This is a genomic window from Halorubrum sp. CSM-61 (assembly GCF_003781945.1).
Lineage (GTDB): Archaea > Halobacteriota > Halobacteria > Halobacteriales > Haloferacaceae > Halorubrum.
In genome coordinates this window covers 374,769-398,189 of the sequence record NZ_RJJW01000003.1, presented here as the reverse complement: position 1 = coordinate 398,189, position 23,421 = coordinate 374,769, and the positions used below count along the sequence as shown (strand labels likewise).

The 23,421-nt window shown below is 69.2% G+C and carries 21 protein-coding genes; 13 read left to right on the top strand and 8 right to left on the bottom strand.

Annotation, left to right across the window (positions count from 1 at the left end):
• Window positions 1-53: 53 nt before the first annotated feature.
• A complete protein-coding gene (locus EDM04_RS07650) occupies window positions 54-1,067 on the top strand; it encodes a hypothetical protein (RefSeq protein WP_123620744.1) in 1,014 nt (337 codons plus the stop codon).
• A 27-nt stretch (window positions 1,068-1,094) separates the two neighbouring features.
• Here the strand turns inward: EDM04_RS07650 and EDM04_RS07645 are convergent, their stop codons facing one another.
• Entirely contained in the window at window positions 1,095-1,610 is a 516-nt protein-coding gene (locus tag EDM04_RS07645; RefSeq protein ID WP_123620742.1) for a CNNM domain-containing protein, read from the bottom strand.
• A 333-nt stretch (window positions 1,611-1,943) separates the two neighbouring features.
• Between EDM04_RS07645 and EDM04_RS07640 the strand changes: the two genes are divergently transcribed.
• A complete protein-coding gene (locus tag EDM04_RS07640) occupies window positions 1,944-2,507 on the top strand; it encodes an SRPBCC family protein (RefSeq protein WP_123620740.1) in 564 nt (187 codons plus the stop codon).
• A gap of 27 nt (window positions 2,508-2,534) precedes the next feature.
• On the opposite strand, the gene EDM04_RS07635 is transcribed toward EDM04_RS07640, so the two are convergent.
• Together EDM04_RS07635 and EDM04_RS07630 are read right to left on the bottom strand one after the other, a co-directional pair.
• Window positions 2,535-3,017, bottom strand: a complete 483-nt coding sequence (locus EDM04_RS07635; protein ID WP_123620738.1) for a VOC family protein — start codon at window positions 3,015-3,017, stop codon at window positions 2,535-2,537.
• A gap of 81 nt (window positions 3,018-3,098) precedes the next feature.
• Window positions 3,099-3,548 carry a DoxX family membrane protein gene (locus EDM04_RS07630; protein ID WP_123620736.1) on the bottom strand — a complete coding sequence of 150 codons (450 nt, stop codon included), beginning with the start codon at window positions 3,546-3,548 and terminating at the stop codon, window positions 3,099-3,101.
• 69 nt (window positions 3,549-3,617) lie between these two features.
• Here EDM04_RS07630 and EDM04_RS07625 point away from each other — a divergent pair, with 69 nt between their 5' ends.
• Window positions 3,618-4,025, top strand: coding sequence for a helix-turn-helix domain-containing protein (locus EDM04_RS07625; protein WP_123620734.1), 408 nt, complete (start codon window positions 3,618-3,620; stop codon window positions 4,023-4,025).
• Between the two features lie 393 nt (window positions 4,026-4,418).
• Window positions 4,419-4,892, top strand: a complete 474-nt coding sequence (locus EDM04_RS07620) for a hypothetical protein (protein ID WP_123620732.1) — start codon at window positions 4,419-4,421, stop codon at window positions 4,890-4,892.
• Window positions 4,893-4,902: 10 nt separating this feature from the next.
• Here EDM04_RS07620 and EDM04_RS07615 read toward each other — a convergent pair whose 3' ends face one another.
• Window positions 4,903-5,181, bottom strand: coding sequence for an acylphosphatase (locus tag EDM04_RS07615; RefSeq protein ID WP_123620730.1), 279 nt, complete (start codon window positions 5,179-5,181; stop codon window positions 4,903-4,905).
• Between the two features lie 115 nt (window positions 5,182-5,296).
• On the opposite strand from EDM04_RS07615, the gene EDM04_RS07610 reads away from it, so the two are divergent.
• From EDM04_RS07610 to EDM04_RS07580, 7 genes are all read left to right on the top strand, one after another.
• Window positions 5,297-6,805, top strand: a complete 1,509-nt coding sequence (locus tag EDM04_RS07610) for a phosphomannomutase (protein ID WP_123620728.1) — start codon at window positions 5,297-5,299, stop codon at window positions 6,803-6,805.
• Window positions 6,806-7,002: 197 nt separating this feature from the next.
• On the top strand, window positions 7,003-8,175 hold the full coding sequence (locus tag EDM04_RS07605) for a BMP family protein (protein ID WP_123620726.1): 1,173 nt from the start codon (window positions 7,003-7,005) through the stop codon (window positions 8,173-8,175).
• Window positions 8,176-8,298: 123 nt separating this feature from the next.
• Entirely contained in the window at window positions 8,299-9,915 is a 1,617-nt protein-coding gene (locus EDM04_RS07600; RefSeq protein ID WP_123620724.1) for an ABC transporter ATP-binding protein, read from the top strand.
• The gene (locus tag EDM04_RS07595; RefSeq protein ID WP_123620722.1) at window positions 9,912-11,258 is read left to right on the top strand and encodes an ABC transporter permease; all 1,347 of its coding nucleotides are present in this window, start codon (window positions 9,912-9,914) and stop codon (window positions 11,256-11,258) included. The genes EDM04_RS07600 and EDM04_RS07595 overlap by 4 nt, the downstream gene beginning before the upstream one ends.
• Complete coding sequence (locus tag EDM04_RS07590; protein WP_123620720.1) at window positions 11,251-12,303, top strand: ABC transporter permease; 1,053 nt, start codon at window positions 11,251-11,253, stop codon at window positions 12,301-12,303. Before EDM04_RS07595 ends, EDM04_RS07590 begins: the two co-directional genes overlap by 8 nt.
• A 171-nt stretch (window positions 12,304-12,474) precedes the next feature.
• Complete coding sequence (locus tag EDM04_RS07585) at window positions 12,475-13,845, top strand: geranylgeranyl reductase family protein (RefSeq protein WP_123620718.1); 1,371 nt, start codon at window positions 12,475-12,477, stop codon at window positions 13,843-13,845.
• Between the two features lie 84 nt (window positions 13,846-13,929).
• Entirely contained in the window at window positions 13,930-14,109 is a 180-nt protein-coding gene (locus tag EDM04_RS07580) for a hypothetical protein (RefSeq protein WP_123620717.1), read from the top strand.
• A 37-nt stretch (window positions 14,110-14,146) separates the two neighbouring features.
• Here EDM04_RS07580 and EDM04_RS07575 read toward each other — a convergent pair whose 3' ends face one another.
• The 4 genes from EDM04_RS07575 to EDM04_RS07560 form a co-directional block, all read right to left on the bottom strand.
• Entirely contained in the window at window positions 14,147-15,427 is a 1,281-nt protein-coding gene (locus EDM04_RS07575; RefSeq protein WP_123620716.1) for an amidohydrolase, read from the bottom strand.
• 70 nt (window positions 15,428-15,497) lie between these two features.
• Window positions 15,498-15,788, bottom strand: coding sequence for a DUF6360 family protein (locus EDM04_RS07570; protein WP_123620715.1), 291 nt, complete (start codon window positions 15,786-15,788; stop codon window positions 15,498-15,500).
• 73 nt (window positions 15,789-15,861) lie between these two features.
• Window positions 15,862-16,290, bottom strand: coding sequence for a universal stress protein (locus EDM04_RS07565; RefSeq protein ID WP_123620714.1), 429 nt, complete (start codon window positions 16,288-16,290; stop codon window positions 15,862-15,864).
• Window positions 16,291-16,427: 137 nt separating this feature from the next.
• Window positions 16,428-18,188 (bottom strand): nitrite/sulfite reductase, encoded by a 1,761-nt coding sequence (locus tag EDM04_RS07560; protein ID WP_123620712.1) that lies wholly within the window; start codon window positions 18,186-18,188, stop codon window positions 16,428-16,430.
• 704 nt (window positions 18,189-18,892) lie between these two features.
• On the opposite strand from EDM04_RS07560, the gene nasA (EDM04_RS07555) reads away from it, so the two are divergent.
• Window positions 18,893-21,007 carry an assimilatory nitrate reductase NasA gene (nasA, locus tag EDM04_RS07555; RefSeq protein ID WP_123620710.1) on the top strand — a complete coding sequence of 705 codons (2,115 nt, stop codon included), beginning with the start codon at window positions 18,893-18,895 and terminating at the stop codon, window positions 21,005-21,007.
• Window positions 21,008-21,202: 195 nt separating this feature from the next.
• Window positions 21,203-23,341: an assimilatory nitrate reductase NasA gene (nasA, locus tag EDM04_RS07550; protein WP_123620708.1), complete on the top strand. Its 2,139-nt coding sequence runs from the start codon at window positions 21,203-21,205 to the stop codon at window positions 23,339-23,341.
• The last annotated feature ends 80 nt before the right edge of the window (window positions 23,342-23,421 follow it).

Here is a 23,421-nt window from a genome sequence, read left to right as displayed (position 1 = left end):
CCCCCGTCCCCTCGCCGGTACCCTTACGGCGTCGGTTCGAGAACGTCTCCCGTATGAGCGATCGACGGGGGGTCACGGGGGGTCGCGACGACGCCCCGGACGAGGCCGGCGGCGCCGCCGCGTCCGATCACCCGGGCGAGCGGGCCGAGGACGCCGCGTCCGATCACCCGGGCGAGCGGGCCGAGGACGCCGCGTCCGGAAATACGGGCGGAGCCCTCGGGAAGGGCGGAGACGCCGGGGAAAGCGGCGACCCCGCGATCGATCCCGCGGTCGCGGCGGCGACCCGCGAGGAGCTGCGCGCCACGTTCGACTACCAGGTCGAGCGGCTCCGCGAGATCGACAACAAGGCGATCGAGATCCTGAAGGCGAACCTGCTTCTCATCGGGATCGTCGTCACCGGCGGTTCGATCGTCGTTCAGACCACGGTGGACCTGGCCGTCTTCTTGAACCCCTTCACCGTGGTCGGCGGGCTCCTCCTGCTCGCGTCGACCGGGCTGGCCGCGGTCACGTACACCGCATCGGACCTCCGCGGCGGGCTGGATATCAAGGCCGTCGACGCCGTGATCGCCGCCGAACGCGGGCAGGGAGAGGGACCGTGGGGCGCTGGCGACGGCGAGCCCGAGTTCGACGAGCGACTCCTCCGGAGCTACGCCGAATGGATCGACTACAACGCCCGCGTCACCGCCGTCAACGACCTGCTGGCGACGGTGACGGTCCTGTTGATCTTCGTCGCCTTCGTCTACGTGATCGCCGGCGTCGTCGTGGGGGCGGCGGGTCTCACGACCACCGAATCGTTGGTCTCCTTCGCCGTTCTCACGGCCTTCGCGACCGCATTTACATGGGTCTCCACGCACATGGACCACCTCGGGCCCGAGACCACGCACCCGGCGGCGGCGTTCGCGGGGATCCCGCTCTCGAAGGGCGGGGATCGGCGGCAGGCGTGGTCGTCGCTGCGGGCCATGCTCGGGCGGGCGCCCACGGAGGACGAAGAGCTTGGTATCGCGACGGTCGAGACGGAGATCGAGGCGGGGGAGAACGGGGACGCCGAGGGACCAAATCCGAGATAACGAGGCGGACGCCCGACGACAGACGACTCAGTCCGTGTACGGCTTCTCGATGTTCGCGTCGGCGCTGATGTACGCGTTCATCCGACGAGTGATCCCGTCGAACAACGTGATGAGCGGGGAGAGGATGCGCTCGACAAGTCGGATCGGGGACGCGATCCGCAGGGACCACCGCTCGGCGTTTCCGAGGCCGAACGCCTTGGGGACGATCTCGCCGAACACGAGGACGAGAAAGCTCGTACACAGCGTCGTCACCACGACCGCGGCGCCGGAGGGGAGATAGCTCGCGACCAGAACGGTCACGATACTCGAGATCGCGATGTTGACGACGTTGTTCCCGACGAGAAGCGTCACCAGCAGCCGGTGTGGATCGTCGTAGAGCTCTCTCAGGACGTGCGCTCGGGGATCGTCCGTGGCGGCCTGCCGTTCGAACCACTCCGCCGGCAGCGAGAAGATCGCGGTCTCCGAACTCGAGAAGAACGCGCTGAGCGCCAGTAGCACCGTTACCGTCGCGATCCCGGCCAACCCGAGTGTGACTCCGACCATACGACGTATATAAAACCGACGTCAAAGAGGGTGCCGGCCGGACGCCGGCGATCGAAGCGGACGCGCTCCGCTCGTGCGGTCGATGCCCGAAGCGGTGCGAGTCACGAACCCCAAGAGTCAGAAATCGCGGGGACGCGCTACTCCTCCTCTTCCTCGACGGGACCTCGTCCTCGTTCCCAGACGGCTTTCGCCGACGTGTCGTTCGGTGCCGTGTGCGAGACGTCTTTCATGGTGTCGCGGTCGTCTGCCATCTTGACGCAGGCTAGCGAGGATCCGCGTATTAACCCTTCGTGGAAAGAGATAATGAGACCTGATACCATTTAAGGAATTAATATGTGTCGGTTTAACTACGACGATATCGTTGAACGGATCGTGAATTCTCGGTCTCATACCGGCGACGAATCGGACGTGCGTTTCGATCGGGGGGTGTGCGCCGGCGGGTCGGCGACGGTCGTCCGCGAGGGGACGACGCTCGCCGTGGGCCGCGACGTCGCGGTCGCGCCGGCGGTCGCCGCGGAGGTCCTCCGCGACACCCGGCGCTGGCCCGACTGGGGGCCGGCGATCGACGCCGTCGAGAGCGACGACCGGTACGTGACTCGCGGGACGGCGGGGCGAGTTCGCGTCGCCGGCGCGTGGCTCCCCTTCCGCGTGACCGCGTGCAACGACCGCCGCTGGGACTGGCGCGTCTCCGGGATCCCCGCGACCGGCCACCGCGTCGACCGGTACGTCGGCGAGCCGGACCGCAGCCGCGTCGTCGTCGAGGTGCCGCTGATCGCGGCGTGGTACGTCCCCGTCTGCCGGCGCGCGCTGGACCGGTTCGCGGCGCTGATCGAGGAGCGGTCGGGCGAGGAATCGGCCGACCGCGCGATCGACGTCGACGCCGTCGACGACGACTGAGGTCGCCGGTTCGCACTGCGGCGCCGCTTAGCTCTCGTAGCCCTCCGCGAACGGGTCGATCTCCTCGCTGCCGGGCTCCTCCTCGTCGCGGGTGAATCCCGGCCCCTCGGTCGCCAGCTCGAAGACGAGCCCGTCGGGGTCGCTGAAGTAGATGCTCTTGAAGTAGGTGCGATCTTTCACCTCGGAGACGCGGACTCCCTGCTCGCGGAGGTGCGCCTGCCACTCGCGGAGCGTCTCCTCGTCTTCGACGCCGAACGCGAAGTGGTGGCTCGCGCCGGGCCCGGGCGCCCCCTGCGAGCCCGGGTACTCGAAGTAGGTGACGTTGGTCCCCGGCTCGCCTTTCGGCGTCGACGAGAAGTAGTAGTGAGGCGTCCCCGGATCGTCGTAGTTCTGCGTCCGCTTGACGGTGTGCCATCCGAGCGCGTCCTCGTAGAACGCGACGGTCTCGTCCATGTCGGTACAGATGTTCGTCACGTGGTGCAGTCCGGTGGTGGGTGGGGCGTCGGTCATGGCTGTGTGATCGGTTATCGGGAGGAAAGTTAGTGGTGAGGGTGGTCGAGGGGCGAGTCGGCGTTCGTCAGGCTCGTCGGCTCAGAACAGACCGAGGCCCACCGCGTACGGCCACGCGGTGCCGCCGACCGCCAACAGCGCGAGCGCGGCGCCGGCGCCGTAGACGTTCTTGAGGAAGCTCGTCATCTCGCTCTGCTTCTCCTCGGGGTCGTCGATCGACCAGAAGTCGTGCATCGTCACGGCGGAGACGAGCAGAAAGGCGGCGAGCGCGCCGGCTGCGAGCACGGGGAACGCGCCGGCCGCGACGCCGAGCCCGCCGAGGACTAAGACGAGCCCGGAGGCGATCACCGAGAAGCGCGGCGCCGGGAGGCCCTTGAACTCGGCGTAGCCGGCCATGGTGTCGACGTCCATGAAGTGGTTCAGCCCCATGAACGCGAGCGTGGCGCCGAACAGGATCCGGCCGAGCAGGAATGTCTCGCCCGCGAGGGGAGTGTCGAACTGTAGCGGTAGCGTCGTGAATTCAGCTAACATCGTGTAACTACGTATACGGACGTAACCTATTTATCGCTTCCCGGACAATAGCGTCAGTAGGTAACCCCGATGTCATCGCAGGAACTCGCCGGCTCCGACCCGGCGGAAACGACCGACGCAGAGCCCGACGCGGACGCGTCTACCGCCTCGGACGCGTCTTCGGCACCGGACACGCCGTGTCCGGTCGTCGACTCGCTCGAACAGATCGGCTCGCGCTGGCGGCTCGTCGTCCTCCACGAGCTGTTGAACGGCGAGTCCCGGTTCAACGAGCTGAAACGCGAGACCGACGCGAACGCCCGGACGCTCTCGCGCGTGCTCGACGACCTGCAGGAGACCGGGTTCGTCGACCGCCGGCTGGAGGAGGACTCGCCCGTGGCGACCTACTACAGCCTCACGCCGAAGGGGGAGTCGCTGGCGCCCGTCTTCGAGGAGATCGACGACTGGGCCCACGAGTGGCTCGCCGAGTGCAGCGGGTAGGAAATCGTTGGTGAGACCGTCGATCGTTTATAAACGGTTGTCGTCGGGACGTACACCTTCAAAGCCCCGGCCGCGAGGCGCTTCGCGCCTCTGGCAGCCGGCGGCAAAGCCGCCGGCGACTGCCCCTTTGAGTCCCACCCCGCACAGCACCGCACCTCACTCCTCCCCAACCTCGCCGCTCACGCCCTACGGGCGCTCGCGGCGTCCCTCGCGCGTGCTGACTCGCGACCGCCTTCGGCGGCCGCTCGCAGGCACGCGCCACCGCCTCGATGATTTATAAGCAACCGACGCCCCCGTTCGTGCCTGTTTATATACTGTGACGCCACTGACGATTTCGCCTGTGAGCCTCTCACCGCCGAAACGCACACCACCTTCCGACCCCTACGGACCGGCGTGTACGCCGGCCTGAAGAACACCCCCTGTTGCCTGTGCGGGCGCGACGACACCCACACCCGGATAGCCGTGCCGCCGCGAGCGATCGGGCTGATGAAAAACGGCGATCCGATCTCGTGGCGGGACGTGGTCGGCACCGTCACGCTCCGCTTCTGTGCCGACGACTGGGACCTCGTGAGCGATCTGGCGATCGAGATGGACACCCACCCGCTCTCGCGGTGCAACGCGGCGCACGTCTCGCTCGACCTCCGCGAGGACCACGAGGCGCTGCTGTCGGCGGTGAAAGGCGAGACCGATCAGACGGAACTGGAGGCGCGACTCGAGTCGGAGGCCGAAGCGACCCTCGACGCCGTCGACGACCCCTACACCGAGGAGCGCGACGTGGTCGAGGCGATCGTGGTGTTGCGCGCGTTAGAGGAGCTCGGCGTGCGGGACCCGCCGGGAGACGTCGCGGCGGTCGCGGACGACGACTGACCTCCCCGTTTTACCACCTGACTTCGAACCCGTCGAGCCCCTCCGGCTCTTCGTAGGTCGCGTTGACGTCGTCGACGTCGGCCGCCTCGCTCCCCGTCTCGCACCACTTGACCATCTCCTCGACGGCCGCCTCCGGCCCCTCGAAGACCGCTTCGACGCGCCCGTCGTCGAGGTTACGCACCCAGCCGTCGACGCCCGTTTCCCGGGCCGTATCGCGGGTCGTCGCGCGGTAGTAAACTCCCTGCACGCGTCCCGAGACGTACACGTGTGCTCGCGTTCGGTCGGTCATCGGGTGGTGGGTGCGTCCGCCGGACTGTTAAGCGTCGCGGGGGCGGTTCGAGAGTCGCCGGCGCCCGTGACCCGCAACCGACGACTTCTAACGGAACGCGGGCGACACCGGAGGTATGGACTTGTTCGGAACCGCGGGGATCCGCGGCAGCGCCGAGACCCGCGTGACGCCGGAGCTCGCGCTGGCCGTCGGCCGCGCGGTCGCGGCGGAGGTACGGGAGGCCGGATCGGAGGACGGAGTCGCCGAAGTCGTGCTCGCCCGCGACGGTCGCGTGACGGGCCCGGCGATCGCGGCCGCGACGGAGTCGGGGCTCGCGTCCGGCGGCGTCCGCGTCCTGCGCGCCGGGCGGCTCCCCACCCCGGCGCTCGCGCACGCCTCGCAGGGGCGGTACGGCGTGATGCTCACGGCCTCGCACAACCCGCCGGCTGACAACGGGATCAAGCTGTTCCGGGACGGCAGCGAGTTCGACCGGGAGGCGGAGCGCGCCGTCGAGGAGCGCGTCGCGGGCGAGGAGCCGCCGGCGACGTGGGACGAGTGGACCGAGGCGGAACGCGTCGACACCCTCGGCGGCTACCTCGACGCGGTCCGCGCGTACGCGGAGCGGTTCGGGGGCGACCTCGACGGCCTCCGGGTCGCCGTCGACTGCGGGAACGGGATGTCCGCGCCCGCGACGCCGGTCGTCCTCCGGGAGCTCGGCGCGGAGGTCGTCACGCTCAACGGGAACGTCGACGGCCACTTCCCCGGCCGCGGGAGCAAGCCGACCCCCGAGACCCTGCGGGACCTCCGGGCGTTCGTCGCCGACGCCAACGAGGGCGTCGAACGCCCGGGTCGCCCGGGCGCGGACGGCGGAGACGATGAGGGCGCCGAGAGCGCCGGCGACGCGGGAGCGGACGGGACCGAGGGGTTCGCCTTCGGGATCGGTCACGACGGCGACTCGGACCGGATCGTGATCGTCGACGCCGACGGCGAGGTGGTCCACGAGGACACCGTCCTCGCGCTGCTCGCGGAGCGGTACACCCGCGAGAGCGACGCCGCCGACCCGGTGGTCGTGACGACGCCGAACGCCTCGGGCCGGATCGACGAGCGCGTCCGCGAGGCCGGCGGCCGGGTCGAGCGCGTTCGGCTCGGCGCGCTCCACGAGGGGATCGCGGCGGTGCGCGCGGAGGCGGCGGACGGCGACGGCGGGGCCGCCTCCGACACCAGCGTCGTCTTCGCCGCGGAGCCGTGGAAGCACATTCACGTCGGCTTCGGCGAGTGGATCGACGGGGTCGCCTCGGCGGCCGTGATCGCCCGGCTCGTCGCCGAGTCGGGGCTCGACGCGCTCCGCGCGCCGATCGCGGAGCGCCCGTACCGCAAGGTCAGCGTCGACTGCCCGGACGAGGCCAAGACCGGCGTGATGGAGCGGCTGGAGACGACCCTGCCCGACGCCTTCCCGGACGCGGCCGTCGACACCGACCACGGCGTTCGGCTGGAGTTCCCGGACGCGTCGTGGACCCTCGTGCGTCCCTCCGGCACGGAGCCGTACGTGCGGGTGTACGCCGAGAGCGACGCGGTCGACGAGCTGATCGCGGATGTCGAGGCGGTCGTCGAGGGCGCGGTGGTCGCGGTCGCCGGCGGCGAGTAGCCGCTTGCCCCGCGGGTGACGAGAACGGTGTGCCATCGAATCCGATTGATCGTTCCTGATACACCACGAACATGTGTACGATTCGGGTCGATCGCGGCGGATAGGTGACGATATTTCCGCGGTATCTCGCGAACGTGCAACACCGAGACGGAGAGAGCGACGAATTTATGCCGCGTACCCGCCCCGTTGTAGGTGACATGGCATCCGACTTCGATCGGCGGCGGTTCCTCAAGGCGGCGAGCGCGGCGGGCCTCGTGGGCCTCGCCGGCTGTAGCGGCGGCCCGAGCGGCGACGGATCGGACGGGTCCGACGGCAACGACTCCGACGGATCCGACGGAATGGACGGCGACGACGGCTCTGACGGGTCCGACGGCGACGACTCTGACGGGTCCGACGGCGACGACGTCCCCGCGACGGTCGGCATCGTTTACTCCGACGGCGGGCTCGGCGACAACTCGTTCAACGACGCGGCCAAGCAGGGCATCCTCGACGCCGAGGAGGAGTTCGGCATCGCGTACGACGAGTCGGAGCCGGACGGCACCGGCGAGTTCGGACAGTACCAGCAGCGCTACGCGAGCTCGACGGATCCCGACTACGACCTGGTCTCCTGTATCGGGTTCAACCAGGGCGACGCGCTCACCGAGACCGCGCCGCAGTTCCCCGATCAGGACTTCATGGTCGTCGACACCGTGGTCGAGGAGTCGAACGTCGCGAGCTACCTGTTCCGCGAGCACGAGGGCTCGTTCCTGATGGGCGTGCTCGCCGGGAACCTCACCGAGACCGACTTCTCCGCGGGCGCGGGCTCGACCGCCCCCGACTCGACGAACGTCGGGTTCATCGGCGGCGTCGACAGCCCGGTCATCCGCCGGTTCCAGGCCGGCTTCGAGGCCGGCGTCGACTACGCGTCCGACGACGTCGACGTCACCACGAGCTACGTGGGCAGCTACGCCGACCCTTCGGGCGGACAGGAGCAGGCGCTGTCGATGTACCAGAGCGGTGCCGACATCGTCTACCACGCCGCGGGCGCGACGGGCGTCGGCGTCTTCCAGGCCGCACAGGAGGAGGGCCGGTTCGCGTTCGGCGTCGACCAGGACCAGTCGATCACCGAGGACTCGTTCGCGGACGTGATCCTGGCGTCGATGGTGAAACGCGTCGACACCGCGGTGTACGAGTCGATCTCGAACGTCATCGACGACGACCACCAGGGCGGCTCGACGGTCGCGCTCGGGCTGGAGTCGAACGGGGTCGAGTGCGTCTACGGCCAAGAGATCGGCGACGAGGTGCCCGACGAGGTCGTGACCGCGGTCTCGGACGCGCGCGACGAGATCATCGAGGGGAACATCGAAGTGCCGGAGACCACGAGCAACTGATCGCGGCGAGCGACTGAAGGCAGACCGCGACTTTTCCACCGATCCGATCGATCGAACGACAGTTCCGCCCCCGTCAGTCGGGAATCCGCGCTCTTTTAGGCTCCGACGCGGAGTTACGGGTGAATGAACCCGGCGGTCCACATGGACGGCATCACGAAGCGATTCCCCGGGGTCGTCGCGAACGACGACGTGGATCTCGCGGTGGAGCGGGGGAGCGTCCACGCCCTCCTTGGCGAGAACGGGGCCGGCAAGACCACGCTGATGAACGTGTTGTACGGCCTCTACGAGCCGACCGAGGGGACCGTCTTCCTCGACGGCGAGCCGCAGTCGTTCGACTCGCCGCGCGACGCGATCGACGCGGGCGTCGGCATGATCCACCAGCACTTCATGCTCGTCGACCCGATGACGGTGTGGGAGAACGTCGTCTTGGGCAACGAGCCGAAGACGTGGGGCGGGCTCCGCGTCGACGAGGACGCCGCTCGCGAGGCGGTCGTCGACCTGAGCGAGCGCTACGGCTTCGACGTGGACCCCGACGCCCGGATCGAGGACGTCTCGGTGGGCGTCCAACAGCGCGTCGAGATCCTGAAGGCGCTGTACCGCGGCGCCGACGTGCTCATCCTCGACGAGCCGACCGCGGTGCTGACGCCACAGGAGGTCGAGGACCTGTACGACGTCTTCGAGGAGCTCACCGACCAGGGGAAGACGATCATCTTCATCTCGCACAAGCTCGGGGAGGCGCTGTCGGCCGCCGACGAGATCACGGTCCTCCGCGACGGCGTCAACGTCGGCACGGTCGCGACCGACGGGGTGACCCGCGAGGAGCTCGCGGAGATGATGGTCGGCCGCGAGGTGCTGATGGACCCGGCGACGACGCCGCAGGAGCCGGGCGACCGAGTGCTGGAAGTGACGGACGTCCGCGCCGAGGACGACCGCGGCGTCGAGGCGGTGTCGGGGGTCTCCTTCGAGGTCCGCGCGGGCGAGGTGTTCGGAATCGCGGGCGTCGACGGCAACGGGCAGTCGCAGCTCGTCGAGGCGATCACCGGGATGCGCGAGGCGACCGACGGGTCGGTAACCTACCTCGGCGAGCCGATGGCCGGCGCGAGCCGCCGCGAGCACATCGACCGCGGGATGGCCTTCATCCCCGAGGACCGACAGGAGCGCGGGCTGGTGATGTCGTACGACCTGACCGAGAACGGCATCCTCGGGAGCCAACACGACCCGCCGTTCGCGTCGGGCGGCCGGCTCGACTGGCGGGCCTCGCGGGAGCACGCGGAGTCCGTGATCGAGCAGTACGACGTGCGCCCGCCGAACGCCGACGCCGAGGCGGAGTCGCTCTCCGGCGGCAACCAGCAGAAGTTCATCGTGGGCCGGGAGTTCGAGCGCGACCCGGACCTGGTCGTGGCGATGCACCCGACGCGGGGGGTCGACATCGGCTCCACGGAGTTCCTCCACGACCGCCTGCTCGAACTGCGCGCCGAGGGGAAGGCGGTGCTCTTGGTCTCCTCGAAGCTGGACGAGGTACAGGGGCTCTCCGACCGGCTCGCCGTGATCCACGAAGGGGAGTTCACCGGGGTCGTCGACCCCGCCACGGTGACCGAAGAGGAGATCGGCCTGCTGATGGCCGGCGAGACGCTCGACGACGACTCCGTCGAGGGGGCCGCGGTCCACGACGCCGCGACAGATCCCGCCGGTGACGCCGAGACAGATGACGACGCCGGCGGTGAGGAGGTGGACGCGTGAGCCGCTCCGACGCCGGGGCTGACGGCGGGAGCGACCCCGACCGGGTCCCCTCGATCGCCCGCCGAGTCGTCGCGCCGTTCGTCGACCGATCGGTCGCCGAGCGCCTCCTGATAAGCGTCGCCGCGATCCTGCTCTCGATCGTCGTCGGGTTCGTCATCGTCCTCATCTCCGGCCGGATCGCGCAGTGTAGTACCGCGGCGTGGACGATGCCGCTCACGGGGCTCGGATTCTGTTACGACCCGGTCGAAGTGTACGTCGTCCTGTTCAACGGCGCGTTGGGCTACCCGTTCGCGGTGGGCGAGCCGGGACTGTTCGATCCCAACTGGACCCCGTTCAACCTCTCGTTCGGGCTGACGCTCTCGGAGACGACGCTGCTGATCTTCACCGGGCTCTCGGTCGCGGTCGCGTTCCGCGCCGGGCTGTTCAACATCGGGACGCAGGGCCAGCTCGTCGTCGGCGCGCTGGCGACCGCGCTGACCGTGCTCGCCGCGGCGCCGTTCCTCCCGGAGGGACCCGCCGCGGGCGTGGTCCTGATCGTCGTCGGCACCCTCGCCGGCGCGGTCGGCGGCGGGTTCTGGGGCGCGATCCCCGGCGCGCTGAAGGCGTACGCCGACGCCAACGAGGTGATCACGACGATCATGCTCAACTTCATCGCCGCGAACATCGCGTACGTCCTCGTGTTGGAGGTGTTCCGCGCCGAGGGCTCGTCGGTCGTCGCGACCCGGTACGTCCCCGAGCACGCTCAGTACCTCCCGTGGTTCTTCCCGGAGTCCAGCGACTTCGCGCTGCTTGCGCTGCTCGTCGGACTCGGCTTCATCGGCGGGCTCTACTACCTCGTCGAGCACACCTCGTTCGGCTACGACCTGCGCACGAGCGGGGTGCAAGCGGCCGCCGCCAAGTACGGCGGCGTGAACGCCAAGGCCACGACCGTGCGGGCGATGACGCTCTCTGGCGCGGTCGGCGGCGTCGGCGGTTCGGTATGGGTGCTGATGTCCGAGGGGCGGTGGATGGCGTCGGTCCCCGCGCTCGGCTTCGACGGGATCACCGTCTCCATCCTCGCCGGGAACAACCCGCTGGGCGTGTTGCCGGCGGCGTTCCTCTTCGGCATCCTGAAGGGCGGCGCCCTGGAGATCGGCTTCCGGACCGACGTGCCGACACAGCTCGTCGGCGTCCTCCGCGGACTCATCATCCTGTTCGTGGCCATGCCGGAGTTCTTCCGGATGGCCGGCCGGTTCATGGGGATGGGCTCCTCGGGTCCGGGCGGGCCCGGCGGGTCGGCGTCGACCGCGGAGGAGACGGGCGACGATTCGGCCGCCGTCGGCGGGGGTGAGGCCGATGCGTAATCCGCTCGCGGACGTCACGATCCCGATTCTCGACGACCTGATCGAGTCCGACTACGTACGGTCGCTGATCGTCGGCACCGTCGGGGTGCTCGGCGCGTTGCTGGTGTTCGGCGCGCTGTTCCCCGACTCCGTCGCGGGCGACCTCTCGGGGATCGTCTTCTCGTCGAGCACCGCGGCCTCGACGTCGCGGCTCGCGGCCCCGATCGTGCTCGCCGGGCTCGGCGGCATCTTCGCGGAGAAGTCCGGCGTCATCAACATCGGACTGGAGGGACTGCTGATCATCTCGGCGTTCGCCTCCGTCTACGTCGCCTCGGTCGTCGGGATCGGCAACGCGGTGCTCGGAATCCCAGCCATCTGGGTCGGCTTCCTCGCAGGGGTCGCCGCGTCGACGGCGCTCGCCGGCGTGTTCGGGGTCGTCTGCATCGAGTTCAAGGCCGACCAGATCATCGCCGGGCTCGCGGTCTGGCTCATCGCGTTAGGGCTCGCGCCGTTCATGTCGACGGTGTTCTTCGGCGGCGTCAACACGCCGAACCTCGGCGCGCGCGTGAGCTGGCGGTACTCCGCGGTGATGGTCGTGGTCGCGACGTTCGCGTCGTGGTGGGCGCTGAACCGCACCGCGTTCGGCAAGCACCTGCGGGCGGCCGGCGAGAACCCGAAGGCGCTCGACACGGTGGGCGTCTCCGTCTCGAAGGTGCGTCACGCCGGCGTGCTGCTGTCCGGCGTGCTCTCCGGCGTCGGCGGCTCCGCGCTCGCGCTCTCGATCGGCCAGTTCGTCGGCTCCGGCGAGACGATGGTGCAGGGGAAGGGGTTCATCGCCATCGTGGCGTACCTGTTCGGCAACTACAACCCGGTCGGGACGCTCGGGGCGGGCGTGCTGTTCGCCGGGCTCGACGCGGTCCAGATCCGCCTCCAGCAGCTCGGCTACGCGGTCCCCGACACGCTGGTCCAGACGATCCCGTACGTCGTCGTGATCGTCGTCCTCGCGCTGGTCGGTCGCACCCGGCTCCCCGAGGCCGCGGGCGAGCACTACGAGACCGAGGACTGAGGGCGGCTCGTCGCCCCGGTCGCGCTCGCCGTTTTCCTTTTCCCCGTCCCGACCGCGCTCGTACCGTGCTCGCACCACGCCCGTCTCGCCCCCGTACCGCCCTCGTGTCGGTCCGAAAGCGACCGAATCGGGAACAAAGAGTTTTGCCACAGGGGCGACCACGCACGTGGTATGAGCATCGACGAGTACGACGTCGTCGTGGCGGGCGCCGGGACCGCCGGCTGTTACGCGGCCGCGACGATCGCGAACGAGGGGCTCGACGTCGTCATCGTCGAGCGGAAGGACGCGGAGGAGGCCGGCCACATCGCCTGCGGGGACGCGCTGAAGGGCGCCGACGCCTTCCCGGAGGCGATCCCGAAAGACCGGCTGGAGCCGGCGTTCACCAACACCGGCGTCGACCACGGGCGCTTCGAGATCCCGCAGGAGGACACGATCCTCGAAATTCCCGTCCCCGGCGAGCTCGCCGTCATCGACCGGTGGGAGTACGGGCGACAGATCATCTCGGGCGCGGAGGACGCGGGAGTCGACTTCCACTACGACACCGTGATCAACGACGTGATCCAGACCGACACCGGTCGGGTCACGGGACTGAGCGCCAAGCGCAAGGGCGACCCGGTCACCTACGAGGCGGATCTGGTCATCGACGGCGCCGGGTCGCTGTCGCTGTTACAGGACAAGGCGGACTTCGAGGAGACGACCTTCGACACCAACGTCCGGTACTCCCAGTTCTGCTCGGCGTACCGCGAGATCGTCGAGGTGCCGGAGCCGGTCGAGTGGGACGACGCCCTCGTGTTCAAGGCGACCGACCGCGCCGCGGGCTACCTCTGGTACTTCCCGCGGACCGCGACCGAGATCAACGTCGGGCTCGGCTTCCAGATGAACGAGGAGCCGATGCAGCTCGTCGAGGCGCTGAAACGCGATCTCCGGAACCGCGACGAGTTCGCGGGCGCCGAGGTCAAAGATAAGCTCGGCGCCGCGCTGCCGACCCGCCGCCCGTACGACTCGGCGGTCGCGCCGGGGTACATGGCGGTCGGCGACGCCGCGGGCCACGTCAACCCGACCACCGGCGGCGGCATCGCCGGCGCGGCGTACGCGGGCAAGTACGCCGGCGAGCAGGCGGTGAAGGCGGTCTCGGACGGCGACGTGAGCGAGGAGAACCTCTGGCGGTACAACACGCGCGTGATGGACCACTTCGGCGGCCGATACGCCGGCCTCGACGTGTACAACGTGCTCTCGACCGCGGTCGACGTCGACGACCTGATGGGCCTGCTCGCGGCGCTGCCGGGCGAGAAGCTCGCTGAGGCGCTGTACGAGGGGTCGACCTCGATGTCCTTCGGCCTGAAGCTGAAGGCGGCGGTCAAGAGCTTCGGGTACTGGGGGACGATCCGGAACTTCTACCAGACGAAGACGCTCGCCGACGAGCTGCTCGACCACTACGAATCCTACCCGACCAGCCCCGCCGCGATGGCGAACTGGACCCGCGAGCGCGACGCGATCATGGACCGGATCTACGAGACGACGGGCGCGGACGCGAAGTACTGAGTCGCAGTCTGATCCCGGGGGGCGAGTCCCTCCTCCGCGTCCCGGCGAACGCTTTTGTCTCGTCGCCCCCTCGTACGAGGGACTATGGGGCTATTCACCGAGCTCGGCCGGCAGGTAGAGACGTTCAAACAGTCCGCGAAGAACGCGGCCGAGAGCGCCGAGACGTTCCGGTGTCCCGCCTGCGGCGAGGAGTTCGACGGTTCGCGGGAGCAGTGCCCGGAGTGCGGGGAGGAGATAGACGGATCGGCGGAGACGACGGAATAGCCGCCTCTAATTTTCGTTTTCCCCGTTCTCTCCCGGCTCAGGGCCGCGTCTGGGCGACCTTCCGGATCGCCCCGGAGAGCACGCCGATTCCGATCGCGATGTCGCCCTCGACGGTGTCGAACGTGCTCGTGTGGTGGCCGCCGGGGTGGTCGGTGCCGACGCCGACGTAGCAGGCGAGCCCGCCGCGCTTTTGAACCGACTGCATCAGGTAGGTGGCGTCCTCTGACCCACCGAGGTCGGCGCTGTCGACGATCTGCGTGACGCCCGCCACGTCGCCGGCGACCTCGCCGACGATCCCGGCGAGCGCGTCGTCGCTCGTCGCGCTCGGGGCCTCGCCCTTCGTCGAGACCTCGACCGCGCAGTCGTGCATCTCCGCGGCCGACTCCAGGATCCGGTCGGCGTGCTCGGACATGGACGAGGCCAGCTCGGTCGTCGCACCTCGGAGCTCGCCCTCGATGAGCGACTCCTCGGGGATGACGTTCGTCGCGGTGCCGCCGCCGACGATCCCGGCGTTCACCCGGGTCGGACCGTCGGCGTGTCGGGGGATCGCGTAGAGGTTCTGGACCGCCGCCGCCATCGCCTGCACCGCGTTCCGTCCCTGTTCCGGACGCGCGCCCGCGTGGGCCGGCTCGCCCGTGAACTCCGCGAGGAAGTGCCGCACGGCGAGGAACCCGTCGACGCCGCAGACGACCTCGCCGGATGGGTGATCGAGGCCCACGTGGACGGCGTAGAGGTAGTCGACGTCGTCGAGGTGGCCCGACTCCGCCATCGGCTTGCCGCCCGCGACCTGCTCTTCGCCGGGCTGGAAGAACACCTTGAGCGTGCCCGCAAAGTCGGAGTCGAGAACCGCGTCGAGCGTTCCGAGCCCCATCGTCGCGTGCGCGTCGTGGCCGCACGCGTGCATGTACCCCTCCCGCTCCGATCGGAACCCCTCGGCCGCGGGGACGTGGTCGGCGTCCTCGGACTCTGTCACCGGGAGCGCATCGATGTCGACCCGGAGCCCGATCACGGGGCCGGGACCGCGCTCGGCGACCGCGACGCAGCCGGTGTACCCGCCCGAGAGCCGGTCGACGATCTCCGGGTCCGCGCCCGCGTCGCGGGCGCGCTGCTCCCACTCCGCGAGCTCCTCGTCGTCGGGGACGTTCATGCGGTCGTCGGTCGCCAGCGCGTCCGGGCCGACGTACAGCTCCGTGAGGTCGCGCTCGCGGAGCTCCTCGACGATCCGGGCGGTGGTGTAGAACTCGCGCCACGCGGGCTCGGGGTGGCGGTGCAGGTCGCGGCGGAACGCGCGGTACGCGTCGTCGTCGAGAGCGCTCATACCGCCGCGAGGCTTCGACCGGGCTTAAACGATCGCGTGGCGGTTCGACTCTCTCGTTCTCTCCGCGTCGTCAGTCGTCGCTTTCGTCTCCGTCCTCGATCCGGTCCGCGTACCGCGTCAGCGCGGCCGCGACCGTCCTTGCCTGCTCCGGCGTGAGATCGACCCTGTCGGCGTGGTTCGGAAGCCGGTCGACGTCGAGGCCGTCGAGCTCGAACTGCAGTTCGACGCGACCCGGCTCCTCGTCGGACGCTGTGACGTTCAACACGCCTGTGGCGTCCTCGGTCCAGTCGTAGCCGACGGCCGCCCCGTCGACGAGGTCCAGCGTCGTGTACGCGGTCACCGACGTGATCCGCTCGTTCATGTCCGGGCGGACGGCGGGAAGCGACATGGGCCTTGCGACGGGGAAAGAAGCGGTCACGTCGGGCGAGGAGCGCTCACTCCGACTCGGGCGTCCGAACCGTGAACACCGGCACGTCGGCGGTCCGGACGACCTTCTCGGTGACGCTGCCGAGCAGGTACTTCTCGATCCCGCTTCGCCCCCGCGTCCCCATGACGATCATGTCGGCCTCGCCGTCGGCGTATCGCGTGATCTCCGTGTGGGGGTCTCCGTCTTCGATCCGCGTGATCACCTCTACGTCCTCGTCGCGGAGCCGCCGCTCGAACTCCTCGGTCACCTCCTCGCCCTCCGCGCGGAGGGAGTTAACGTTCTTGCCGCCGCCGGCGCCGACGCCGGCGTACGTCGTGTTCACCACGTAGAGGACGTGGACCCGCGCGTCGAAGGCCTCCGCCTGACTCACCGCGTGCGGGAACGTCCGCTTCGATGCCTCGCTGCCGTCGGTCGGGAACAGAATTTCGTCGTACATGTGATGGAAGTCGCTCCGGACCGATCTACCAGCCGAACAGCTCCGGCGCGACGTCGGCCGACGCGTGTTGCGCCCGGTCCTCCGTGTCGCCCTCGGCGGCGATCGTGCGGTCGTCCGTCCCCGAACCGATCGCGCGGTCAGTCATCGGACGAGACCACCTCTGGATCCGCCGCCGTCGTCCCCTCCTCGGCGAACGGGTACCACGACTGCTTCGCGTCGGTGAGCGTCGGATCGACGTAGTCGGTCTCCTCGGGCTCGCACAGCTCCGCGAGCGTCTCGTCGTCGGTCGCGGCCACCCACTCGCGGAACGTCTGGCCCGGCGCCCGGCGCTCCCCGAACGCCTCGATCAGGTTCCGGATCGCGCCTGGGGCCTCGTCGGCCGGCACCCGCTGTCGGACGTAGTCGACGAAGGAGGGGTCCTCGCCCATCCCGCCGCCGACGCCGATGTCGACCGCCTCGACCATCTCCCCGTCCTTCCGCGCCCGCATGCCGAGCAGGCCGATGTCCGCCGTGTTGGCCTGGCCGCAGTCGGCGGTACAGCCGGAGAAGTGGACCTTCAGCTGTTCGACGTCGTCGGGCAGGTCGACGTTCTCGCGGAACCAGCGGAGCATCGTCGCCATCCGCGTCTTGGTCTCGACGAGCGCGATCGAGCAGAACTCGGTGCCGGTACAGGCCATCGCACCCCGGACGAACGGGTTCGGCTCCGGGCGGTGTTTCGCGAGCAGCGACTCCGCGAGCAGCTCGTCCACCCGATCGGGCTCCACGTCGACGATGATCGGGTTCTGCCGGCGCGTGAGCCGGATCTCGCCGGAGCCGTACTCGTCGGCGAGGTCGGCGAGCTCGATCGCCTCCTCGGCCGGCAGCCGGCCGACGGGGACGCTGAGGCCCACGTACCGCTTGCCGTCGCCCTGTTCGTGGACGCCGGTGTAGTCCTTCTTACCCTCCTCGGGGGCCGACCCGGCGTTGTAGGTGTACTCGTCGCGGATGTCCTCGCCGGCGGTCCGGAGGTCGGCGTCGACGTACTCCTCCTCGAGCAGGTCGCGGATCCACTCGGTGCCGTGCTCGTCGACGAAGAACCGCGAGCGGTTCTTCGCGCGGACCTGCCGATCGCCGTGGTCGTGGTACAGCTCGACGAAGCCGCGGACGACCTCGTACGCCTCGTCCGGCGTGACGAACACGTCGAGGGGGCGAGCGACCCGGGGCTCGCGACCGCCGAGCCCGCCGCCGACGCGCACGTTGAAGCCGAGCGTCCCCTCGTCGTCAATCTGCTTGCTTGCGGGTTCGAGCCCGATGTCGTTGATCGCGTCCTGCGCGCCGCCCTCGGGCGTCCCGGAGACGCTGATGTTGAACTTCCGGGGCATGTTACAGAGGTCGTCGTCGCCACGGATCTCCTCTTGGAACCGTTCGAGCAGCGGGAGCGTGTCGATCACCTCGTTCGCGTCCTTGCCGGCGACCGGACTGCCGGAGATGTTCCGCATCGTGTCCCCGCCCGAGGAGCGAGTGGTCACCCCGACCGATTCGAGCTTCTCCCAAATTTCCGGGATGTCTTCCAGTTCGATCCAGTGGAGCTGGATCGACTGTCGGGTCGTCAGGTCGATCCACCCGTCGCCGAACTCGGGGTTCGACACCGGCCCCGACGCGTAGTCGCGGGCGACCTCGGCGATCGCGCGGAGCTGACCGGGCTCTAAGATCCCGTTGGCGTTGGTCAGCCGCATCATGAAGTACCCCTCCTGGCCCGAGCGCTGGTGGAACACCCCCCAGAACTTGAATCGGGTGAACCACTTCTCGCGCTCGTCTTCCGGGATCGACTCGAGCCCCGTCTCCGCGAACTCCAGTAGCTTCTCACGCACCTCGTCGCCGTACAGCTCCGACTTCCAGTCCTCCTTTTTGTTGGCCATCACCGATCACTCTCCTCGTTGGTGTGGAACTGTTCCGGGTTTATATTGGCCGAATGGTGGTCCATATCGGGTAGAAGTTTACAGGGAATCATAAAATAGTTCGGTTTTTATAAAATCACAAAATAGAGAGCATAACGAAGCGATCGGAAAGGCGTCGCTCAGAGCAGAATATATTTCTATCTATAACCAACGAAATTATAAATGGGGTAGCGTAGCCGGAGAGAAGTTCACAAATTCAACCGGGCCGTCGCAGTGTGGCGCGAGTCGGAGTTCACTCGTATCGATCGGGTGTCCGCTCCGAGCGAGCGTCACGGTTCGCGACAAATGGGTCACGCGTCGCGTGATCGACCCGTTGGTCGCGGAGATCGCCGTTCGCCGAGCGTCTCGGACCGCACGCGTTCCCGTCCGGCATCGAGGACCCACGCGGGTGCGTCGGCGGCGCGTGCGTGGGCGTCGACGCCCGCCCAAGTATGCGCATGTTTATTTAGAAATACCTTGAATTACTGTGCGTTCCTTTTCTAATACGCGCTATTCATCCATACCAAAACAATTATAGCGCTGATTGGGTATGTGATATTCAGAAACTAACTGATGCGAAACCACGTGTGCGGGCCACCTGTTTCGGACCGGTCACGGATCGGAACCGCCGGCGGATCGACCGCTCTAGCGGGGCGCGGGATCACCACGGAGGAGTCGCACCGCCGATGAGCGAGTGGACGCCGACCACGTGTATGCGGTGTGCCGTCGGGTGCGGGCACCTCCAGCAGGGGTACGCCACCCACTACGGGCTCGACACCGTCCGCGGCGACGCCTCGCATCCGGTCAACCGCGGCCTCGCCTGCCAGCGCGGCATCGACGAGACCGCGAACCCGGACGGCGACTGGCTGACGCGGCCCCTTATCAGGGAAGACGGCACCCTCGTGCCCACCAGCTGGGAGACGGCGATCGGGACCGTCGTCTCGCATATCGAGGACGCCCTCGCCGAGAGCTCGGACGGCGTCGCCGTGTTGGGGAGCGGCCAGCAGACGAACGAGGCGGCGTACGCGCTTGGGAAGCTCGCTCGCGGCGGCCTCGGCACCCGGTACTACGACGCCAACACCACCCTCTGTATGGCCTCCGCCGTCACCGCTTACTACCAGGCGTTCGGGAGCGACGCGCCGCCGCCGACCTACGAGGACGTTCCCGACGCACAGACGCACGTGATCTGGGGCGCGAACCCCGCGGTGGCGCATCCGGTGATGTACCGCTGGATCGCCGACAGCGCGAGCGACGACGACAGCGAGCTGATCGTCGTCGATCCCGTCGAGAGCGAGACCGTCGACGACGCGGACTGCCACGTCCAGGTGGACCCCGGCACCGATCTGGCGTTCGCCCGGGCGGTGTTGGCGCAGATCGTCGCCGACGACGCCGTCGACAGCGAGTTCGTCGCCGAGGCGACGACGGGGTTCGAGGCGACGGTCGACGCGTTGCCCTCGGTGGGAGAGGCCGCCGAGGCCGCCGGGGTCTCGGTCGAGACCGTCGAGCGCGTCGCGGAGGCCGTGACTGACCCGACGCTCGTCTACTGGGGGATGGGCGTCAACCAGAGCGTGCAGGGGACGGCGACCTCGCGAGCCCTCATCGACCTGTGTCTCGCGACGGGGAACCTCCGACCCGGAAGCGGACCGTTCTCGTTGACGGGCCAAGCGAACTCGATGGGGACTCGCGTCTGCTCGTCGAAGGGGACGTGGCCGGGTCAACGCGGGTTCACTGATCCGGAAGAGCGGCGGTTCGTCGCCGACGCGTGGGGGATCCCGCGGAGCCGGCTCCCGGACGACCCGGGTCCGGGACCGGTCGGCATCGTCGACGCCGTCGCGGACGGCCCGCCAGAGGTGTGCTGGACGGTGGCGACGAACCCGGTCGCGGGGATGCCCGACGCGAGCCGCGTCAAGGGCGCTCTCGAAGACGCCTTCCTCGTCGCACAGGACGCGTTCCGGACCGAGACCGTCGAGCTGGCCGACGTGGTGCTGCCGGCGGCGACGTGGGGCGAGTCCGAGGGGACCGTCACCAACATGGAGCGCCGGGTCTCTCGGGTCCGCGCCGCCACGGAGACCTCCCCGAAGATCAAGCAGGATCTCGACATCATCGTCGCCATCGGCGCCGCGATCGACGGGGAGCTGTTTCCGGAACCCGCGGTCTCGCCGGAATCGACCTTCGACGAGCTCCGCGAGCTGACGGCGGGGACGCCCGCGGATCTGTCTGGGATCTCCTACGACCGGCTGGAGGCGGAGCGCGCGGTCAGGTGGCCCGCGCCGTCGCCCGAGGCGGAGGGCGGGTACCGCTACGTCGGCGACGACGGGTGGTCGTTCCCGACGCCGTCGGGCCGCGCGCGGTTCTCGACGGGGGTCCACGACGGCCTCGCCGAGCCGACCGACGACGAGTTCCCGCTGACCTTAACGACCGGCCGAGAGCCCGGCGCGTACAACACCGGGGTTCGGAGCCGCGGGGTCGAGGCCGACGGGCCTCCGACCGCACGGATCCACCCGGAGACGACGCTGGAGTACATCGAGGCGTTCGACCGCGGGAAGACGGTCGTCTCGTCGCGGCGGGGGTCCGCGACGATAAGGGTCAACCCGGACGACGGCGTGCCGAAGGGGGTGGTGTGGCTGCCGATCCACCACCCGGCCGTGAACGTCCTCACGCTCCCGGTCGTCGATCCCGAGTCCGACGAGCCGAACCTCAAGCAGTGCGCGGTCGACGTCCGGGCGCCGCAACCGTCGAACCCGTTGGTCCACGAGGGTCGTCCCACCGCGGACGGCGAGCCCGCCTCCTCGGACGACTGACTTCCCTGCCCCCGTCCCGGTTCCGGCGGACGAGCGAGCCGCGAGCGTTCCGCCCACAGTATACTACACGGTTATTCATGCGAAAAAAGAATTATACCGGACGGGAAAAAACGGAGAGCCAGATCGACACGAGAACAGCGTACGAATGAATGTGATTATCTGTTTAATCGAGACGGTTGCGCACTATAAACGCAAATGACTGATCGAAGGCCAACAACGTGTATGCGATGCGCGGTCGGGTGCGGCTACCGACAGCGCGCCGGCGACGACGGGCGACTCGGCGTCCGCGGCGACGACGGTCACCCGACGAACGGGGGCGAGACCTGCAGTCGGGGGGTCCGCGAGACGGTCGAGCCGAGCGGCGAGCGGCTGACGGAACCCCTGATCCGCCGCGGCGGGACGCTCCGGCCGACGGACTGGGACACCGCTCTCGGGACGGTCTCGGTGCGGATCGTCGAGGCGCTCAGGGACGGGAACGACAACGTCGCGGTCTTGGGAAGCGGCCAGCAGACGAACGAGGCGGCGTACGCGCTGGGGAAGCTCGCGCGCGGTGGCTTCGGCACCCGGTACTACGACGCCAACACCACCCTCTGTATGGCCTCGGCGGTGCAGGCGTATATGGGGGCGTTCGGGAGCGACGCGCCGCCGCCGACCTACGAGGACATCCCCGACGCCGAGACGCACGTGATCTGGGGCGCGAACCCCGCGGTGGCGCATCCGGTGATGTACCGGTGGATCGCCGACAGCGCGAGCGACGACGACGGCCGACTGATCGTCGTCGACCCCGTCGAGAGCGCGACCGCCGCCGACGCCGACTGCCACGTCCGACCGGAGCCGGGGACCGATCTGGCCTTAGCGCGGGCCGTGCTCGCGCAGGTCGTCGAGGACGGGCTCGTCGACCGGGAGTTCGTCGAGCGGCACACCGAGGGGTTCGAGGCAATAGTCGGATCGCTGCCCGAGGTCGACGTTGCCGCCGAGACCGCCGGCGTGTCGGTCGAGCGCGTCTCCGAACTCGCCGCGGCGTTCGACGATCGGACGCTCGTGTACTGGGGAATGGGCGTCAATCAGAGCGTGCAGGGTACCGGAACCGCCCGCTCGCTGATCGATCTTTGTCTCGCGACGGGGAACGTGGGCCCCGGCAGCGGGCCGTTCTCGCTGACCGGGCAGGCGAACTCGATGGGGAACCGCGTCTGCGCCTCGAAGTCGTCGTGGCCGGGGTACAGACCGTTCGACGACGCGGCGCACCGCAAGGCGATCGCGAACGCGTGGGGCGTTCCCCTGCGCCGGCTCCCCGACTCGTCCGGCCCGGGGTTCGTCCGGATCGTCGACGAGCTGGCGCGGGACAACGTCGACGTCTGCTGGACGGTGGCGACGAACCCGGCCGCGGGGATGCCGGACGCGAACCACGTCGAGAGCGCGCTCGAGGACACGTTCCTGATCGTCCAGGACGCGTTCCGCTCCGACACCGTCGAGCTGGCGGACGTGGTGTTGCCGGCGGCGACGTGGGGCGAGTCCGAGGGGACGGTGATGAACATGGAGCGCCGCGTCTCTCGGGTCACCGCCGCGCGAGAGCCCCCGGAGGGCGTCCGGCGGGACGTGGACGTCATCGGCGCGGTCGCCGACCGGGTCGTCCCCGAACTGTTCGAGTCGACGCGGCTCGACCCCGAGGCGCTGTTCGACGAGGTCGGCGCGCTGACGCGCGGCACGACGGCGGACCTCTCGGGGATCTCCTACGACCGGCTCGCGGAGGAGCTGGCCGTCCGGTGGCCGGCCCCGGACGGGACCGCCGAAGGCGGGTATCGGTACCACGCCGGAGGTTCCGAGAACGACGGCGAGAGCCCGTGGTCGTTCCCCACCGACTCCGGCCGAGCGCGGTTCTCGAGCGCGACTCACGGGGGCGTGCCGGAGCCGATCGACGAGTCGTACCCGCTCACGCTCACCACCGGTCGGCGTCCGGACGCGTACAACACCGGGATCCGGACCCGGTTCGACGACGGTACCGGTGACGACGGCGACAGCGCGACCGCGGCGCGGATGCACCCCGAAACGATCGCCGACAACCTGCGGGCGTTCGACCGGGGGGAGACGGTGATCGAGTCCCGCCGGTCCGCGGTGACGGTCCGGGTCGCGCCCGACGCCGACGTGCCGCCGGGGCTCGTCTGGCTCCCGGTCCACAACCCGGCGGCGAACCGGCTCACGCTGTCCGCCGCGGACCCGGAGTCCGCCGAACCGAACCTCAAGCAGTGCGCGGTCGCGCTGCGGGCCCCGAACGGTACCACTACCGATATCGCCGGCGGCTCGGGTCAGCCGAACGGGACCGGCTCGTACTCCTGATCGGGTCGCCCGCCGCTGGCTGCCTTTCTGCCTGCAGTCCGTCTCCTTCCGACCAGTCGCGTCGCCGTCTCTCGTGTAAT